Genomic DNA, 15,736 nt, shown 5'->3' with positions numbered 1-15,736 from the left:
AATCGGCTGATATTATATGGATTCCCGTTCCGGTAAAGTAAAGCGCTTACTTTTGTCAGGTTCAGGGCGAACCGGTATATAAAACGTACTAAAACTGGATGACTATGCGTACTAAACCCCAGCAGCGTGAATATTTCTTTGATTCTATTCGCGCCTATCTGATGCTTCTTGGCGTTCCTTTTCATGTTTCTCTTATTTATTCCAGCCACCAGTGGTCCGTAAATAGTGCGGAGTCATCGCTGTGGTTAACCGTGTTTAATGATTTTATCCATGCTTTTCGCATGCAGGTGTTTTTTGTCATATCCGGTTACTTTTCTTATATGCTCTATTTGCGCTATGCGCCGCGCGAATGGTGGAAAGTGCGCGTTGAGCGCGTCGGCATTCCCATGCTCAGCGCCATTCCGCTTATTACGCTGCCTCAGTTCTTTCTGTTGAAGGAATGGGCCGGCAAAATCCACGGCTGGGCGCAATTTTCGCTGTATGAGAAAGTGAATACCTTAGTCTGGGAGCTGACTTCCCACCTCTGGTTTTTACTGGTGCTGGTGATCTTTACCACGCTTGGTTTACTGCTGTTTCGGCACCTGCGCCGCGCCGCGCCGGAGGATGCCGTCGCGCCTGGCTGGATCGTCATGACGCTGGCGATCCTGTTTTACAGCCTTTGCTGGTGCGTTATGCGCCGCCTGATCTTTACCTTTCAGCCCGCGCTGCTTACCGACGGGCTGTTTAATTTTGTGGTGATGCAAACCCTGTTCTATCTGCCCTTCTTCTGCCTTGGCGCGCTCGCCTGGCGCAATCCGGCGCTGAAGGCGCGCTTTGTACGCTTTAATCCCTGGACGCTGCTCGGTTCGCTGCTGGCGTTTTTCGCCTATATGGCTAACCAGCGCTACAGCAGCGGCGAAGGCTGGCTGTATGAAATCGATGCGGTGGTATCGATGCTGATGGGCCTGTGGATGGTCAACGTGGTGTTCGCGTTCGGCCACCGTTTCTTAAATGCCCATTCGCCGCGCATTACCTGGCTGGTGAATGCCTCGCTGTTTATTTATCTGGTGCATCATCCGCTGACGCTGCTGTACGGCATCTTTATTACGCCGCACATTGCCAATAACGCGCTGGGCTTTATCGCCGGTCTGGTGTTTGTCTTCGGCATCGCCTTTATTCTGTATGAAATTCATCTGCGCATTCCGCTGCTGCGCTTTCTGTTCTCCGGGAAAAAGGCGCGCCCCTGAGCAACGAACGGGCAAGGATGCCCGCTACAACAGCCACTCTACCGGCAAACGCCACACCAGGCGCACCAGCAGACGCTGATAAAAGCGCGTTTTCGGCTCATGCTTATGTACGATTTCACCCGGCTCGCCTTCATATTCCACCCAGTTAACCCGGCCCCATTTATCCAGCCGTAACGTCCAGGCACGCTCGCGCATCTCTTCAACAAAGCGCTGATGGATATTGCTTGCCAGTACCTCGCTTTCGATCAGCAGCCCCATTTCGGTGTTCAGCACCGCCGAGCGCGGATCGAAGTTAAACGAGCCGATAAACACTTTTTCGTTATCGACGCTAAAGGTTTTGGCATGCAGGCTGGAGCCGGAGTTGCCGGTTAACCCGCGATCGTGCGGCTTCTCTTCGCTGTGGGCCTGCGGCTTAAGCTCATACAGCTTTACGCCGTGGCGCAGCAGCTTTTTCCGCCATTTGGCATAGCCTGCATGTACCACCGAGACATCATTGGCCGCCAGCGAATTAGTCAGAATAGCGATTTTAACCCCGCTGCGCACCAGCCCCAGCAGCTGCGCCACGCCCGCGCGCGTCGGCACAAAATAGGCGGAAATAATATCGAACTGCTGCTGCGGGCGACCAATAACCTCCAGCATCCGCTGCGGTAACAGCGTGCTGCGGCGCGCTTTACCCAATCCTTTGCGCGGATCGTCGCTCAGCAGCCGCGTCGGCGCCCAGATCATCTTTAATTCGCCGCTGTCCAGCTGCGACATATAGCCGCACGATTGCAGGCGTTGCATATAGCGCAGCACCTGTTCGCTCTCGCGCCAGGCTTCCGGCAGCGTCACCGCCGCGTGCGAATCGTCCGGCGCGTCATCCACTACCGCAGAAAACGCGGTGACCGCCTTGCTCTGCCAGTAGCGCTCAAAATCGGCCGCCACCTCTTCCACCACCGGGCCAATCGCCATCACATCCAGATCGGAAAACAGCGGCTGCTTACCTGCGGCAAAGTATTCATCGCCGATATTACGCCCGCCAACGATGGTGACCATATTATCCACGGTCAGGCTTTTATTGTGCATGCGCCGGTTCAGACGCGCGAAATCGCTGAGATAACCCAGCGCCCGCAGCGTGCGGAAAGAGAACGGATTGAATAAACGGATCTCGATATTGGCATGGCGGTTCAGCTCGCTCAGCGTTTCATCCAGCCCCATGGTGTTGTTGTCATCAAGCAGCAAACGCACGCAAACGCCGCGCTCCGCCGCCTCCAGCAGCGCGCTGAACAGCAGTCGCCCGGACATATCGTTTTGCCAGATGTAATACTGAATATCGATGCGCTCTTCCGCCATCGATAGCAGCTGATAGCGGGCCGCGAAGGCATCCAGCCCATCGCTTAAGGCGTGGATACCGCTGTGCTGAGGATGCTGAACGGTACGCGGTTTGACGGCCCTGGCGAGGCGAGTACGGCTGTCGGCAGGCGAAATGGTATCCTGCGGGTAAAGCGCTTCAGCCATTATTTTTCCTTTTTTTATCAACCTGATGGTTATTATTCACCGGCTGCTCCGCTGGCGTTATCCGACTGTTCTGAATACTGTTGATAGAGACGATAGCTTTCATCGTCAAAGCAGACCAGCCACACCTGCTGCGGATAGTCGTGTTGCTGCAAAAACTCGCGAACGGTGCGCAAAGCGATCGCCGCCGCCGCCGCTTTAGGGAAGCCATAAATGCCGGTGCTGATAGCGGGAAAGGCGACGGTGGCAAAGCGGCGATCCGCCGCCAGCTGCAGGCTATTATTATAGGCGCTGGTCAGCAGTTGCGCTTCGCCATGACCGCCACCCTGCCACACCGGGCCAACGGTATGGATCACCGCGCGCGCCGGTAAATTGCCTGGCCCGGTGATAACCGCCTCTCCGGTCGGGCAGCCGCCCTGGCTCGCCGCCAGCTCGCGGCACTCGGCTAACAGCGCGGGGCCTGCCGCGCGATGGATCGCGCCGTCCACGCCGCCGCCGCCAAGCAGACTGCTGTTGGCTGCATTCACAATCGCGTCTACCGGCTGACGCGTAATGTCGCCCTGGATAATACGTAGTCGGCTCTGCATGTTTCGCTCCTTGTCATATTCACGGTGAAAATCGGGGCACGGGTGCCATTTAGTCTAGACTTAGCGAAACCTTCCGTGCCTGCCTTTTTACAGGAGAAGACCCGCATGCGAGTTACCTCACCCACTGTGCCATCGCAGCGTCACCAGCCGTCCCTGTTTAACAGTTTCTTTCAGGGCAGTTTTCCCTGTTCTACCGCCTGCCGCCGCGAAGGCAAGCGCCTGGATATGATCATTAGCAGCGGGCACGATATGCTGATTCATAAGGATTATGCCGCGCTGGTGGAGCATCGCCTGTTAACCGCACGCGACGGCGCGCGCTGGTATCTGATTGAGAAAACGCCCGGCGAATATGACTGGTCCTCTTTTCTGCCGATGGTGCATGCCGCCAGCCAGCACGGCATCCAGGTTATCTGGGAGGTGGCGCATTTTGGCTATCCGCAGCATATCGATATCTGGTCGGAAAATTTTGTCGCGTCCTTTGCCCGCTTCGCCCGCGCCATGGCGGAAGTGATGCGCAATGAGGGCATTGAGCAGCCTTTTTTCACGCCGATTAACCAAATCTCTTTCTGGTCATGGGCGGGCGCGGAAGTGGCCTGGCTTAACCCTTACGCCAGCGGGCGCGGAGCGGCGTTAAAAAAACAGCTGGTGCGCGCCAGCCTGGCGGCGATTAGCGCGATCCGCGAGGTTTATCCGCAGGCGCGCTTTGTGTTAACCGACCCGTTAGTGCATGTCGCCCCCGTCGCCGACAACGACAGCGCACGCGAAGAGGCGCAGCGTCAGCACCTTGCGCAGTTTGATGCCTGGGATATGCTGTGCGGCAAACAGTGCCCGGAGCTGGGCGGCAGCCCGGAGGCGCTGGATGTTATCGGCCTAAATTATTACCCCGATAATCAATGGCTGAGCGACGGCACCACCTTAAACGCCACGCATCCCGCCTGGCGTCCGCTGCATCTCTTGCTGGAGGAGGTCTGGCAACGCTATCAGCGCCCGATGCTATTAGCGGAAACCGGCGCGGAAGGCGAAGCGCGGGTCAACTGGCTAAACGTGGTGGCGGACGAAGTGGAGCTGGCGCTGGATCAGGGCGTGGCCATTGAAGGCGTTTCGCTCTATCCGGTAGTGGAATATCCGGCCTGGGCTGACGATCGGCGCTCGCCTGGCCCGCTGTTCGGCCTGCCCGATCCCAACGGCAGCCGTACACTGTATGAGCCGCTGGCGCTGGCGTTGCGCAGTCAGCAAATCAAATTACAGAATCGGGCGAAAGGTTAAGGCGACGCCGTATGGTCAGCTTATGACATCCATAAGGTGACAAGCAGCACAAAGAAGATCAGCGTAAGAGAAGTGAGTAACAGCACCACGATGGCGAATTGCGCATCGTCAAGCGGCAGCAGCTCTTCTCTTTCTGGAGGTTCAGGCGGTAAAGATTCATTCATTTTTCATTATCATCGCAAGCAGGCATAACCGATAAACCGGATACCGCTCTGCTTCTGCAATGCGGCCGCTCAGTGTAACACAGCGCGCTGACATCGTAACCGCATACTGAAGCTGCGCTAACGTTTATTGCCTGAGCGGCGGCAAAGGAGGTTAAGGTTGCCAGCCGCCGCCCAATGCCCGGTAGAGATCGATTTGCGCCAGCAGCAAATTACTCTTCAGCTGCACCACATTCAGCTGCGCGCTGAACAGCGTACGCTGCGCATCCAGTTCATCCAGATAGGAAGCATAGCCATTTTGATAGCGATTACGCGCGATACGCAGCGTGTCGGCGGCGATCTCCTGCTGTTTTTCCACTTCCTGTAGCTGCGCCTGGGTTTGCTGGATGGCATCCAGCGCATCGTTCACTTCGCTAAAGGCGTTACGCACCACTTTTTCATAGCCGTAAAGCGCCTGATTACGCGAAGCCATCGACACATCCACCTGTGCCGTCAGCGCTTCACGGTTCAGCAAAGGCGCCAGCACGCTGCCGCCAATGCTCCACAGGCGGAAAGGATTATCCACCAGCTGATGCAGCACCGACGATTGCAGGGTGCCGGAGGCGGTCAGGTTAAGCGAAGGCAGCAGCTGCGCCTGCGACGAGATCAGCGTTTGGTCCGCCGCCAGCAGCAGCCGCTGCGCCTGCACAATATCGGGGCGACGCTGCAGCAGCGCCGACGGCAGCAGCGCAGGCAGACGCTGCGGCATCACTTGGGTAAAGGTTGACTGGCGGGCAATACGGCGCGGATTCATGCCGACCAGAATGCTCAGCGCGTTTTCCTGCTGATGAATTTGATGCGTAAGCTGCGGAATTTGCGCCTTCGCCGCCTGATATTCCGAGGCGGCCTGCATCCACTCCAGGCGTGAGGTATAGCCCGCGGCAAACTGACGCTGGGCCAGATTAAGCGAGTTTTCACGCGTCGCCAGCGTCGCCTGGGTCACGCGCAGCTGCTCATCCAGCGCCAGCAGCGAAATGTAGCCGGAAGCCACCGAGGAGGCGATGGTCAGTTCGGCAGCGGCGGCGGCGGCCTGTTGTGCCGCCAGCGATGCGCGTGCGGCGTCGATACTGCTGCTGCGCGCCCCCCACAGATCCACATCATAATTAGCCTGCAATAATCCCTGATAAACGTTGCCTTCGCGCGGTTGTCCGGTCGCGGCTGACAGTGAGCGCGCGCGCGTTGCGCCCACGCCGACATCCAACGTAGGGAAATTATCGCCAGCGGCGGCGCGCAGCTGCGCCCGATATTGATCGACGCGTGAACGGGCGGTAAGAATATCGGGGTTATTACGCAGCGCCTGTTCCACCAGCCGGTTAAGGTCAGGATCGGCAAAGGTACGCCACCAGTTCGCCTCCGGCGCGGCGGACGGCCCGACCTGCTCGCGCCACTGCGGTGGAATCGGCAACGAGGACGGCGCCTTATCAACCTCGCTGGCGCAGCCAGCCAGTAACGGGATCAGCAACGCCAGCGCCTGCGGTTTCCAGCGCATCATGACTGCGGCTCCTCTGCCCCGGCGGTATCAATGCTCACCTCTACCGACATCCCCGGACGCAGCCGCGCCTGGGCATCATCCGTAATTTTGATGCGTACCGGGATGCGCTGTGCGATTTTCACAAAGTTGCCGGTGGCGTTATCGGGTGAAATGGCGCTGAATTCCGAACCGGCCGCCGGAGAGATAAACTCCACTACGCCATGAAACTGCGCGTTGTTCAGAGCATCCACGGTAAAGGTGACCGGCAAACCAGGACGCACATGCGCCATCTGCGTCTCTTTCATATTGGCGATAACCCATTTTGCCTCCGGCACCAGCGACGTCAGGCGGGTGCCCGCCGAAACATACGCGCCGCGGCGCACGGAGATCTGCCCCAGCTGCCCCTCTTCCGGCGCGATAATGCGCGTGTTGTCTAAATCGATTTGCGCCAGCCGCAGCGCCGCCTGCGCATTGGCGACATCCGCCTCCAGCGAGGCGCGATTAACGATGGTGGTTTGCCGATCCTGTCGCGAAACCTCCAGCGTCGCCTTCGCCTGTTGCACGGCCGCGACCGCCGCGCTGTTAGCGGCACGCGCCGCGTCACGCTCGCGGATCGAGAGCGAACCGTCGGCCACGAGATTTTCCACCCGTTTTAAATCGAAACCGCTTTTGGCCGCCTGCGCCCGGGCGTTTTCCACCTCCGCCTGGTTACGCACAATCACCGCTTCCGCGCTGCGACGCTGCTGCTGGTTATTGGCTAACGCCGCCTGTTTCATCGCCAGCTGCGCCTGCGCCTGCTCGACCCGCTGCCGATAGATACGATCGTCAATGGTCATCAGCACCTCGCCTTTATGTACCGGCTGCAGATCCTGGACGTTTACCGCGGTGATATACCCGCTTACCTGCGGGCTGATAAAGGTTATCTGGCCGCGCACATAGGCATTTTCCGTGGTTTGCACCGCACTGGTAAATGGCCACAGCTGCCAGGCATACAGGATCACCAGTACGCCGACCAAAGCAATGCCGCTACCCACGGCGATAGAAAGAATGCGAAATTTATTGGTGCGCTCGCGCTCGGCGGTGTTGACGTCTTCCTGCTGGCTCATTGTTTCTCTCTGCTGACGGTTGGTGCCGGGATCGCGGCAGCGGCGGCATCGCGTTGCTGCTGGCGGCGGGTAATAATGCGCTGACGCGTCAGGCGATAAAGCACCCAAACCAGGGTACAAAAGGCCATGCCGGCGGTCAGTAAATAGGTGTCATTCCACGCCAGCACGTTAGCCTGTAACGTGGCGAGGTTTTGTAACTGCGCCACCGCCTGCGCGCTGAGCAATACGTTATCGCCCTGTTGGCTGTTAAACAGCGCGCTGTACTGGCTCAGGCGCTCGGTGACGTTGGGATCGAGCAACGAAAGCCGATCGCCCAACAGGCTGGAGTGATATTTTTCCCGCCAGACCTGAAACGTGCCGAGCATGGCGGAGCCGATCAGGCCGCCTAAATTCTGGCTCATGCCGAACAGCACCACGAAACTCACCAGATTTTTCGGCTGGGTAACCACGCGACCAATGCCCAACAGCATCGCCGGAGCCATAAAGAACGCGCTGCTGAAGCCCAGCAAAAACTGGCTGAGGTACATATTGTGCGGCCGCGTCAGCGGGTTGGCATGGCTATCCATAAACGAGGCGATCATCATAATCAGCAACGAGGTGACAATCGGCCAGCTAAAATGCGCAGGCTTTAGGGTCAGCGCGCTGGCGGCAATCCCCAACGCCACGCCGCCAATGATCGCCAGCGCCAGGCCGCGTAGCTGATCGTTCAACAAACCGATCTGCTGCAAAAAGCCAATCGCCCCGCTGTTCTGTTCCGCCAGCACCACGCGCATCATGATCATGACAATGCCCAGCCGGATGATGGCACCGTTGCTTAGCCAACGCGTATTGATCAGCGGATTTTTGCGGTTATGCTCAACCACTATCGCGCTGACAATCAGCACCAGCGACAGCGCCAGGCAGATCCCAAGCCACGGCGTATTGAACCACCATTCGATGCGTCCCAGCGACAGCACGCCGCACAGCAGCGCCATGCCCGGCGCCATCAGCATAAACGTGAGGAAATCCATTTTTTCAAACACTTTGCTGCGGTCGCTTGGCGGCAGCTTCAGCATCAGTACACATCCCAGCGCCACCATCGCCAGCCCCAGTTCAAACAGGTAGAGCCCGCGCCACTCCTCCAGCTGTAACAGCTCGGAAGAGAACAGCCGCGCCAGCGGAATCGCCAGCTGCGAGGCGCTGATGCCAATCGCCAGCGCCTTCAGGCGATGTTTGGCAGGCCAGGCCTGCACCTGGTAATAGATTCCCAGCGAGCTCAGTGCGGCCGCCACCATGCCGTGCGCGGTACGTACAATCAGCGCCGAACTAAGATCGTTAACAAACAGATGGAAAAACGCCACCAGTACATACAGCAGCAGAAATGCCTCAGTAAAGATGCGCAGGCCGAACTGCTGGCGGAACTTCACCAGCAGCAGGTTAATCGAGATATTACCCATCACATACACCGCCGGGAGCCAGGCGATTTCGTTAGAGTAAGCGCCAAAGGTGCCCTGGAGATTAACCAGATTGGCCGTAACCAGCGCATTACTCAGCGCGCCGGTTAAGGTAATGAGCAGGCCAACCAGGCCAAAAGCGATACGTTTGTTGGTGGGATGAATCGGCGTTGAAGGCGAACCCGGCAGCACCGGCTTTTCATGCGGCTGCCACTGGCGCGGAACATAGGGATTTGATTTAGCCACGTCAGAGAGATCCTGTTTTATCCAGCAGCTGTTGCAGGACGCGTTGGGCGACCGCCAGCTCATCGCTGTTAATATCCGCCAGCAATTCAGCGCGTAGCTGGTCCGCTTCCACTTTGACGTTTTCAAACACCGCCCAGCCTTCGGCGGTGACAATCAGCAGACGCTTACGACGATCCTCTTCCGGCTGTAGGCGTTCGATTAGCCGTTGCGTTACCAGCCGATCAATCAGCGGCACCATGCTGGCCTCCTCCAGGCCCAGCACCTGCGCCAGCGCCTTTTGCGTCATGGGTTCGCTTTCGCTGGCCAGCGTGGCGATAGCCAGCCAGCTGTTCATGCTGAGGCCGCTCTCTTTTAACCGGCGACCGATAGCCAGCCGCCAGGCATGCGCCGTCCGCTGCAGCAAACGAGGAAAACGCTGAGAAGCATCCAAAATATAAGGCACCTAATGGTTAGACTTCTATGTAAATAAACATCAGTAAGTATAGGCGTTGCGTAGAGGGGTTGTGAATAATCTGATGGGGTTATTATGAGGTAAAACCTGTTTCTTGAGAAAAATCTTAGTCCACAGCGTTTTTGCCCGTTTTTTTAAAATTTTTTTAGCAAATGTTACAAGCGAAACGTTTTTATGTGCGAACTGTATAGCTTTTTACTACTTAGTTAGCAATGCAACTATTTGATTACTAATAGATAGCATTTTTTGTATAAGTATCCTTTGTACAGCTTTGCCTTTTTTGTATAACTTTATCTGCGCTGAGCTACACAAAGCTCTGTAACGAATGATGCATTTGCGTCGCCTCTGAAGGTGTTTAACTCGGATTTCCACCTTCAGAGGTTTTTTTTCGCCTGAAGGATGTCTTACATCCTGCTTACACCATCATTTGTTGTTGACCGTAAAAATGAAACGTTGGCCATGTTGGCCAATCCCTTAAGCCTTTACGCGCTGCCAGCCGCGTTAAAGAGGATGAACATGCAGACGACTACCTCGCAAACCGACAAGGACATTACCGATTATTTTAACCTGCAGGAGCAGGGAGCCACGAACGAAGGCGAAGTGCTGGGTGCCGTGGTGGCGGAGATCTTGCAGGCAGGCCAGCCCGTAACCAATAAAGCGATTATCACCCGCCTTATCCAGCGACTTGAGCTGGAGAGCGATGTGGTGATGTTAGATATTTATCGTCATGTTCTGGAGCTGGTGGTGAACAAAACGGAAGACGATATTATTGGTTAAGCGCCCCGTTTGCCCGGCTGTCGCGGGTAATCGAGCGGTGTGATGATTTAAGCCGGTTTCAGACGGGCGCTTTCCTGATGGAGAGGCCCGGCCTGAAACTGGTATCAGCAAAGAATTACAGGTAACATGCGCCTCTTGTCCGCGATGGGCAACTCAGACCTTTCAGATCCATGATGCACCCTGCTGCATCTGACATGACGACAATAAGAGCCTGCATTATTATGACTACCTCTTCTGAGGCGAACGCTGAAAAGCACGCCGACAGCGAGCTGACCGTTGCCCGCGTATTGCGTTCGCCTAAGTTATTCACGCGCGAATGCCTGGCTGGCGTGATTACCGCGCTGGCATTGATTCCTGAAGTTATCTCATTTTCCGTGATTGCTGGCGTTGATCCCAAAGTTAGCCTGATTGCGTCGGTGGTGCTGGCGCTTACGCTCTCGCTGCTGGGCGGTCGTCCGGCGATGGTGACCGCCGCTGCCGGTTCGGTTGCGCTGGTGATCGGCCCAATGGTGCGCGCGCACGGCGTGGAATACATTATGCCCGCCGTATTGATGGGCGGCGTGATACAGATCCTGTTCGGGCTTGCCGGACTGGCGCGTATGATGCGCTATATCCCCCGCTCGGTGATGCTGGGCTTTGTCAACGCGCTCGGCGTGCTGATCTTTTTCGCGCAGGTGCCGCACGTTTGGGGCCAGGCGCTGCCGGTATGGCTGCTGTTTGCGCTGACGTTGGTTATTGTGCTGCTGTTGCCGCGTATTTTAAAGAGCGTCCCTTCCCCGCTGGTGGCGATTGTGGTTGTTACCGCCATTGCCGTTTTTTGTGGCCTACATGTGCCGAACGTTGGCGATGAAGGCCCGATGCAAGCTGGCCTGCCAGGACTGAACCAGCTGGCCGTGCCGCTGAACCTGGCAACGCTGCAAATTATCTGGCCGACGGCGGTGAGTGTCGCGCTGGTAGGCATTATGGAATCCCTGTTAACCGCCAAGCTGGTAGACGATATTACCGATACGCCGTCCAGCAAGCGTCGTGAAAGCTGGGGGCTGGGCATCGGCAACATTCTGGCGGGCTTTTACGGCGGTATCGCCGGTTGCGCCATGATTGGGCAGACCATCGTTAACGTTGAACTCGGCAAGGCGCGTACGCGTATCTCTACCGTTGCCGCCGCGCTGGTGCTGCTGCTGCTGGTCACCGGACTTAGCGCGCTAATGGCGCAAATTCCGATGGTGGTGCTGGCGGGGATTATGATGATTGTTGCGCTGAAAACCGTTAACTGGCATAGCCTACAGCCCGCTACGTTAAAGCGGATTCCGCTGTCGGAAACCGTGATCATGGTGCTGACGGTCGCGATGACCGTCTGGACCGGTAATCTGGCGATTGGCGTGGTCGGCGGCGTGGTTCTCGCGATTCTGCTGTTTGCCCGCCGCGTGGCGCATGTTATTCATGCCGAGCGGCAGCTGAGCGCCGACGGCGAAGCGGTACGCTATGTGGTGCGCGGCCCGCTGTTTTTCGGCAGCAGCAACGACCTGTTTGAGCATTTCGACTATGCGCACGATCCGCAGGATGTCACCATCGATCTGACGCATGCGCAGATTTGGGATGCCTCCAGCGTTGCGGCGCTTGATGCTATCGAAAACCGTTATCAGCGCTATGACGCTAAAGTGAAAATTATTGGTTTAGATACGCGCAGCAGCGATTTTCATCGTCGCCTGAGCGGCACGCTGTAAGCCAACCCGCTGATTAACCTTTATTCGCCCGCCTTCGTCCGGCGGGCTTTGCCCAGCGCGTTCAGCGCCAGCAGTGCTAAAAAACCGCCAATCAGCAGCAGAAAACCAGCACCGGTCATTTTATACAACCAAATCCCGCCAACGCCCCCTAATAAAAACGCCGTGATGGTGGAGCCATGCAGCATCAACCGCTGTAGATAGATGGGGGAATATTCTGTTGATTCTTTGCGACGCACAATATCCACCAACATCGCCAGTTCTATGCCGATATCGGTTGCCGTACCGGAAACGTGGGTGGTGCGCACGCGCGCGTTAGAAATGCGCGTAACCACCGCATTTTGCAGACCCATTAAAAAGCTCAGGCTGAGGATCATCAGGATCCCGCCCGCGACCTGCGGGAAAAACACCTCTGCCGCGCCTAACAGCAGCAGCAGCAACGCCTCCAGTAAAATGTTTATCGCATAGACGGAGCGGATGCCATGGCGGCGCCCATGATTAATCAGCAGGGTAGAAAAAGTCGAACCGAGAATAAACAGGCAGACTATCTCGAAAAAGAACAGCGCCAGCGGCAGCTCAGCGCGCGCCAGCCGCTCGGAGAGAGAGGAGACATTGCCGGTCATATTGGCAGAGAAAAACCCCACCGCCTCAAACGCGGCGGTATTTAGCGCGCCCGCGACCAGCGCAAGCGTTGCGGCCAGCCGACTATCGGTAATAAAGGTTCTGGCCTCATCCTGACGAATTAACATAGTGAGTAATGACGTGGCAAGGTAAGCAAGGCGCTATTATGCGCTTTTTCAGCCGCTTTCGTTTGTCGATTGTCAAAAAGCGCCCTGCTGTTGCTGGTTTCTTTTCATCATGGCCGCCTTATGGATTAACTAACAGCAGGCCTGCTGGCTCTGAGAAAACTTTCGCTGCCAGACTGATAATTTGCACAGGACTCGACAGGCAGCATACGAAACCATTTAGTATGTTGTAACTAAGTAGGGGTATAGTGGTGCCGGGTAGCAAACCAGCGATGCTGGACGGCAAATCAGCGATGCCGGGTGGCAAATCAGCCGCGATCTGTCTCCTGCTGAGCTGTAGAAACCGGAACATGAAAATTAAAAAAGCCCGTCGAAGCGAGCCTCTTTTTTAAACACAGTGATAAAATCATTCCGATTTCTTTTCAGTATTGAACAGAAGATTGCCGATTTTCTTTATAGTTAATATCAAACCCAGCGTGCAAAAAACCATCACAAAAAATTTCGAAAAATTGCATGGGAATGAATACCAGCTATTTTTAAATCCAACGCTTGCTCCGTTGAGTAATGGCCCCGAAAGTAACATACCGGCACCTATTGAAATTAAGTCAATAGTTTTCTTTTTCATCACCAGCTGCAACCATTATCACCACAGTCAGAAGATGAGCTTTCGCTGCCGCTATGCCTCCAGTAGCCCTCCCAGCCACCATTGCGGCTGGCACCCGTGACCTGGTTGCTTTCATTTGCAGTTAATAATTTCATATAACCTCCCGATGCGGATTAAGCATAACCATATTCCCCGGAGTAACATGAAAATCAAATAATCTTCAGTTAATAATTAATTGCCATCAGGTAATTTAGTTCAAATAAGGCCTGTTAGAAAATTTATTATGTTTTTGAAACAACGATGATATCACGGGGAAAAGCATCTGGCAGATGCGCTGTGTCGGTATAGATAACCATACCGGCCAGAGCGGATGCAGGCAGGAAAACAGCGAAAAACCAGAATCTCATGATTAAAAATCAATTCATTCCCTTTGTGAAAGTTGATATCGTCGCCATACCCACTCTCATTAAGTGGGTATGGGATTAGCAGCGTTGATTAAATGGAGAATTAAAATTATGGCTATACCGGCATATCTTTGGCTAAGGGATGATGGTGGTGCGGATATTAAAGGTTCAGTTGATGTACAGGACAGGGAAGGTAGTATAGAAGTACTCAGCTTTATGCATGGACTGAGCATACCGACAGACAGTCATACCGGGAAACTAACAGGAACAAGGGTTCACAGTGCTTTAGAATTTGAAAAAGAGTTTGATTCATCAAGCCCGTATCTCTATAAGGCAGTGTCATCTGGTCAGACATTGAAAAGTGCAGAAATAAAATGGTATCGCATTAACCACGCAGGTCAGGAGGAAGAGTATTTTAATATGTTCCTTGAGGGTGTGAAGGTTGTCTCTGTAAACCCGTTAATGCATAACATTAAATCCATAGAAAATATGAATCATCTTGAGTCGGTTACTTTACGCTATGAAAGGATAACGTGGCAATATTGCGACGGGAATATACAGCACTCTGACTCATGGAAGGAACGCGCTTAATTAAATGCGATTATGGCGCATGAGTGCGCCATATGAGGGAGGAATTATGACTTGGGTTTATGATGTAAGAAAAAAAACATTTATGCAAAATGGGAAATATCTATTTGATGCGCTATACGCTGGAGCTGAAGGATATAAAGATGACCCAAGCCTGGAATGCGAAATCAACAAAGGTCCTTTACCAAGAGGAAAATACAAAATTGGAAGTCCTATAGCAAAACACCCAACAGCAGGCCGATTCGTACTTCGCTTAACACCTTATGCAGGTAATAATATGTGCGGTCGGGCTGGATTTCTGATTCATGGCGACAATGGCTATGGCACAGCGTCTAATGGATGTATTGTTGCTTCACTGGATGTCAGGAAGAAAATTGCCGATAGTGCTGACAGGGAGTTAATCGTAAAATGAAATGGTTACCTTTGATTCCATTATTTTTTTCTTTTCCATGTTTTTCTGATACTTCATCTTTAAAAGAACAGCAAATCTATAGTAAGGTAACAACCGCAATAAGTATGGGAAACAGCAAAATCATTTCAGAGAATGAGTATGAAGATATTTCTGGATATATCTCCGAAGGCCAGCAACGCTGGATAAAATTATACCCAAATTTAAATAAAAAACCCTTTCTGAGAGTAACTTATTTTCAGGAAGGGTTAAATATATCAATGGCATATGCATTATCTGAAAATCCGTCAGAGGTATTAAATTTCGTTAACGAAAGGAATATCAACTTTATATGTGGAATTCCTTTCATTGAACCTACTCAGGATGAAATCAAGAAATACTACTCTAAAACCAGAGCTGCAATTATGTCTGTAAATTCCGATACAATCTGGAAAGACAAATGTTTAACTACAATGGATAAAGTCATCGCAAGCGACATTTCATCAGCGGAGGAATGACGATCTCCGTAAAATCACTCCTGTCTGTGGCTAATCCCCATCCAGGCAAACCAGTACATCATTGTCAAAAGGCTCAGAATCCTGACCCTCCTTATAAAATTAATCGATTAACTATAGCGTATACTGATTTTCCATTGATAAAAAACGCCATCCGTGGATGGCGTCAGGTGTCCGTATTGTCAGGCTATATTGTCAGGTCAGTGAGTCACATCGCCCCGGCCTTCCAGTAGCCCTGCAATAGAGATATCTTCATCCAGTGCTTCCCAATGAATACCACGTGGACTGAGTTCAAAGTCATTCAGCTGCTCCGAAGACGCATGAAGCAAACGCGGAAACCACGCCAGCGGCACACCGATTGTCCGGGCATCGTTCAGTTCGACCCACATAGTGGCGTCATCGAATCTGACGTTTTTAGCTGAAATAGTCATTCCATGCCTCCAGAAACAAGATTTGGTTAGCTTCAACGGTTGCCGATAGCTCTTTAGTTCCAATCTTTTCAGAGCAGCGCTA

The 15,736-nt window shown here is 54.1% G+C and carries 17 protein-coding genes; 7 read left to right on the top strand and 10 right to left on the bottom strand.

Annotated features, from left to right (window positions below):
* Nucleotides 1-104: 104 nt before the first annotated feature.
* Nucleotides 105-1,226, top strand: a complete 1,122-nt coding sequence (gene mdoC, locus J2X14_RS01500) for a glucans biosynthesis protein MdoC (protein ID WP_352409453.1) — start codon at nt 105-107, stop codon at nt 1,224-1,226.
* 24 nt (nt 1,227-1,250) lie between these two features.
* Here the strand turns inward: mdoC and J2X14_RS01495 are convergent, their stop codons facing one another.
* Nucleotides 1,251-2,723, bottom strand: a complete 1,473-nt coding sequence (locus J2X14_RS01495) for a phospholipase D family protein (RefSeq protein WP_352409452.1) — start codon at nt 2,721-2,723, stop codon at nt 1,251-1,253.
* Nucleotides 2,724-2,755: 32 nt separating this feature from the next.
* Nucleotides 2,756-3,307, bottom strand: coding sequence for an O-acetyl-ADP-ribose deacetylase (locus tag J2X14_RS01490; RefSeq protein WP_352409451.1), 552 nt, complete (start codon nt 3,305-3,307; stop codon nt 2,756-2,758).
* A gap of 105 nt (nt 3,308-3,412) precedes the next feature.
* Between J2X14_RS01490 and J2X14_RS01485 the strand changes: the two genes are divergently transcribed.
* A complete protein-coding gene (locus tag J2X14_RS01485; RefSeq protein ID WP_352409450.1) occupies nt 3,413-4,573 on the top strand; it encodes a beta-glucosidase in 1,161 nt (386 codons plus the stop codon).
* 20 nt (nt 4,574-4,593) lie between these two features.
* On the opposite strand, the gene J2X14_RS01480 is transcribed toward J2X14_RS01485, so the two are convergent.
* From J2X14_RS01480 to J2X14_RS01460, 5 genes are all read right to left on the bottom strand, one after another.
* Nucleotides 4,594-4,737, bottom strand: coding sequence for a hypothetical protein (locus J2X14_RS01480; protein ID WP_352409449.1), 144 nt, complete (start codon nt 4,735-4,737; stop codon nt 4,594-4,596).
* Nucleotides 4,738-4,888: 151 nt separating this feature from the next.
* Nucleotides 4,889-6,262, bottom strand: coding sequence for an efflux transporter outer membrane subunit (locus J2X14_RS01475; protein WP_352410109.1), 1,374 nt, complete (start codon nt 6,260-6,262; stop codon nt 4,889-4,891).
* The gene (locus J2X14_RS01470; protein ID WP_352409448.1) at nt 6,262-7,350 is read right to left on the bottom strand and encodes an HlyD family secretion protein; all 1,089 of its coding nucleotides are present in this window, start codon (nt 7,348-7,350) and stop codon (nt 6,262-6,264) included. Before J2X14_RS01470 ends, J2X14_RS01475 begins: the two co-directional genes overlap by 1 nt.
* On the bottom strand, nt 7,347-9,029 hold the full coding sequence (locus J2X14_RS01465; RefSeq protein WP_352409447.1) for an MFS transporter: 1,683 nt from the start codon (nt 9,027-9,029) through the stop codon (nt 7,347-7,349). Before J2X14_RS01465 ends, J2X14_RS01470 begins: the two co-directional genes overlap by 4 nt.
* A gap of 1 nt (nt 9,030) precedes the next feature.
* A complete protein-coding gene (locus tag J2X14_RS01460) occupies nt 9,031-9,462 on the bottom strand; it encodes a MarR family winged helix-turn-helix transcriptional regulator (protein WP_502889955.1) in 432 nt (143 codons plus the stop codon).
* A gap of 534 nt (nt 9,463-9,996) precedes the next feature.
* On the opposite strand from J2X14_RS01460, the gene J2X14_RS01455 reads away from it, so the two are divergent.
* Both J2X14_RS01455 and J2X14_RS01450 read left to right on the top strand, forming a co-directional pair.
* Nucleotides 9,997-10,257: a biofilm/acid-resistance regulator YmgB/AriR gene (locus tag J2X14_RS01455; RefSeq protein WP_352409445.1), complete on the top strand. Its 261-nt coding sequence runs from the start codon at nt 9,997-9,999 to the stop codon at nt 10,255-10,257.
* Nucleotides 10,258-10,478: 221 nt separating this feature from the next.
* The gene (locus J2X14_RS01450; RefSeq protein WP_352410108.1) at nt 10,479-11,981 is read left to right on the top strand and encodes a SulP family inorganic anion transporter; all 1,503 of its coding nucleotides are present in this window, start codon (nt 10,479-10,481) and stop codon (nt 11,979-11,981) included.
* Between the two features lie 20 nt (nt 11,982-12,001).
* Here J2X14_RS01450 and J2X14_RS01445 read toward each other — a convergent pair whose 3' ends face one another.
* Entirely contained in the window at nt 12,002-12,727 is a 726-nt protein-coding gene (locus tag J2X14_RS01445) for a YoaK family protein (RefSeq protein WP_352409444.1), read from the bottom strand.
* Between the two features lie 621 nt (nt 12,728-13,348).
* Nucleotides 13,349-13,483 (bottom strand): hypothetical protein, encoded by a 135-nt coding sequence (locus J2X14_RS01440; protein WP_352409443.1) that lies wholly within the window; start codon nt 13,481-13,483, stop codon nt 13,349-13,351.
* Between the two features lie 360 nt (nt 13,484-13,843).
* Here J2X14_RS01440 and J2X14_RS01435 point away from each other — a divergent pair, with 360 nt between their 5' ends.
* The 3 genes from J2X14_RS01435 to J2X14_RS01425 are packed head-to-tail and all read left to right on the top strand — an operon-like array spanning nt 13,844 to nt 15,226.
* Nucleotides 13,844-14,323: an Hcp family type VI secretion system effector gene (locus tag J2X14_RS01435; protein WP_352409442.1), complete on the top strand. Its 480-nt coding sequence runs from the start codon at nt 13,844-13,846 to the stop codon at nt 14,321-14,323.
* A 46-nt stretch (nt 14,324-14,369) separates the two neighbouring features.
* The gene (locus J2X14_RS01430) at nt 14,370-14,732 is read left to right on the top strand and encodes a tlde1 domain-containing protein (RefSeq protein WP_352409441.1); all 363 of its coding nucleotides are present in this window, start codon (nt 14,370-14,372) and stop codon (nt 14,730-14,732) included.
* A complete protein-coding gene (locus J2X14_RS01425) occupies nt 14,729-15,226 on the top strand; it encodes a hypothetical protein (RefSeq protein ID WP_352409440.1) in 498 nt (165 codons plus the stop codon). The genes J2X14_RS01430 and J2X14_RS01425 overlap by 4 nt, the downstream gene beginning before the upstream one ends.
* Nucleotides 15,227-15,423: 197 nt before the next feature.
* Here J2X14_RS01425 and J2X14_RS01420 read toward each other — a convergent pair whose 3' ends face one another.
* Nucleotides 15,424-15,654, bottom strand: a complete 231-nt coding sequence (locus J2X14_RS01420; protein WP_352409439.1) for a DUF2442 domain-containing protein — start codon at nt 15,652-15,654, stop codon at nt 15,424-15,426.
* Between the last annotated feature and the right edge of the window lie 82 nt (nt 15,655-15,736).

Source organism: Mixta sp. BE291 (assembly GCF_031457955.1).
Taxonomy (GTDB): Bacteria; Pseudomonadota; Gammaproteobacteria; order Enterobacterales; family Enterobacteriaceae; genus Mixta.
Note: the sequence above shows the minus strand (reverse complement) of the source record. Positions and strands in the feature narration are given on the sequence as shown.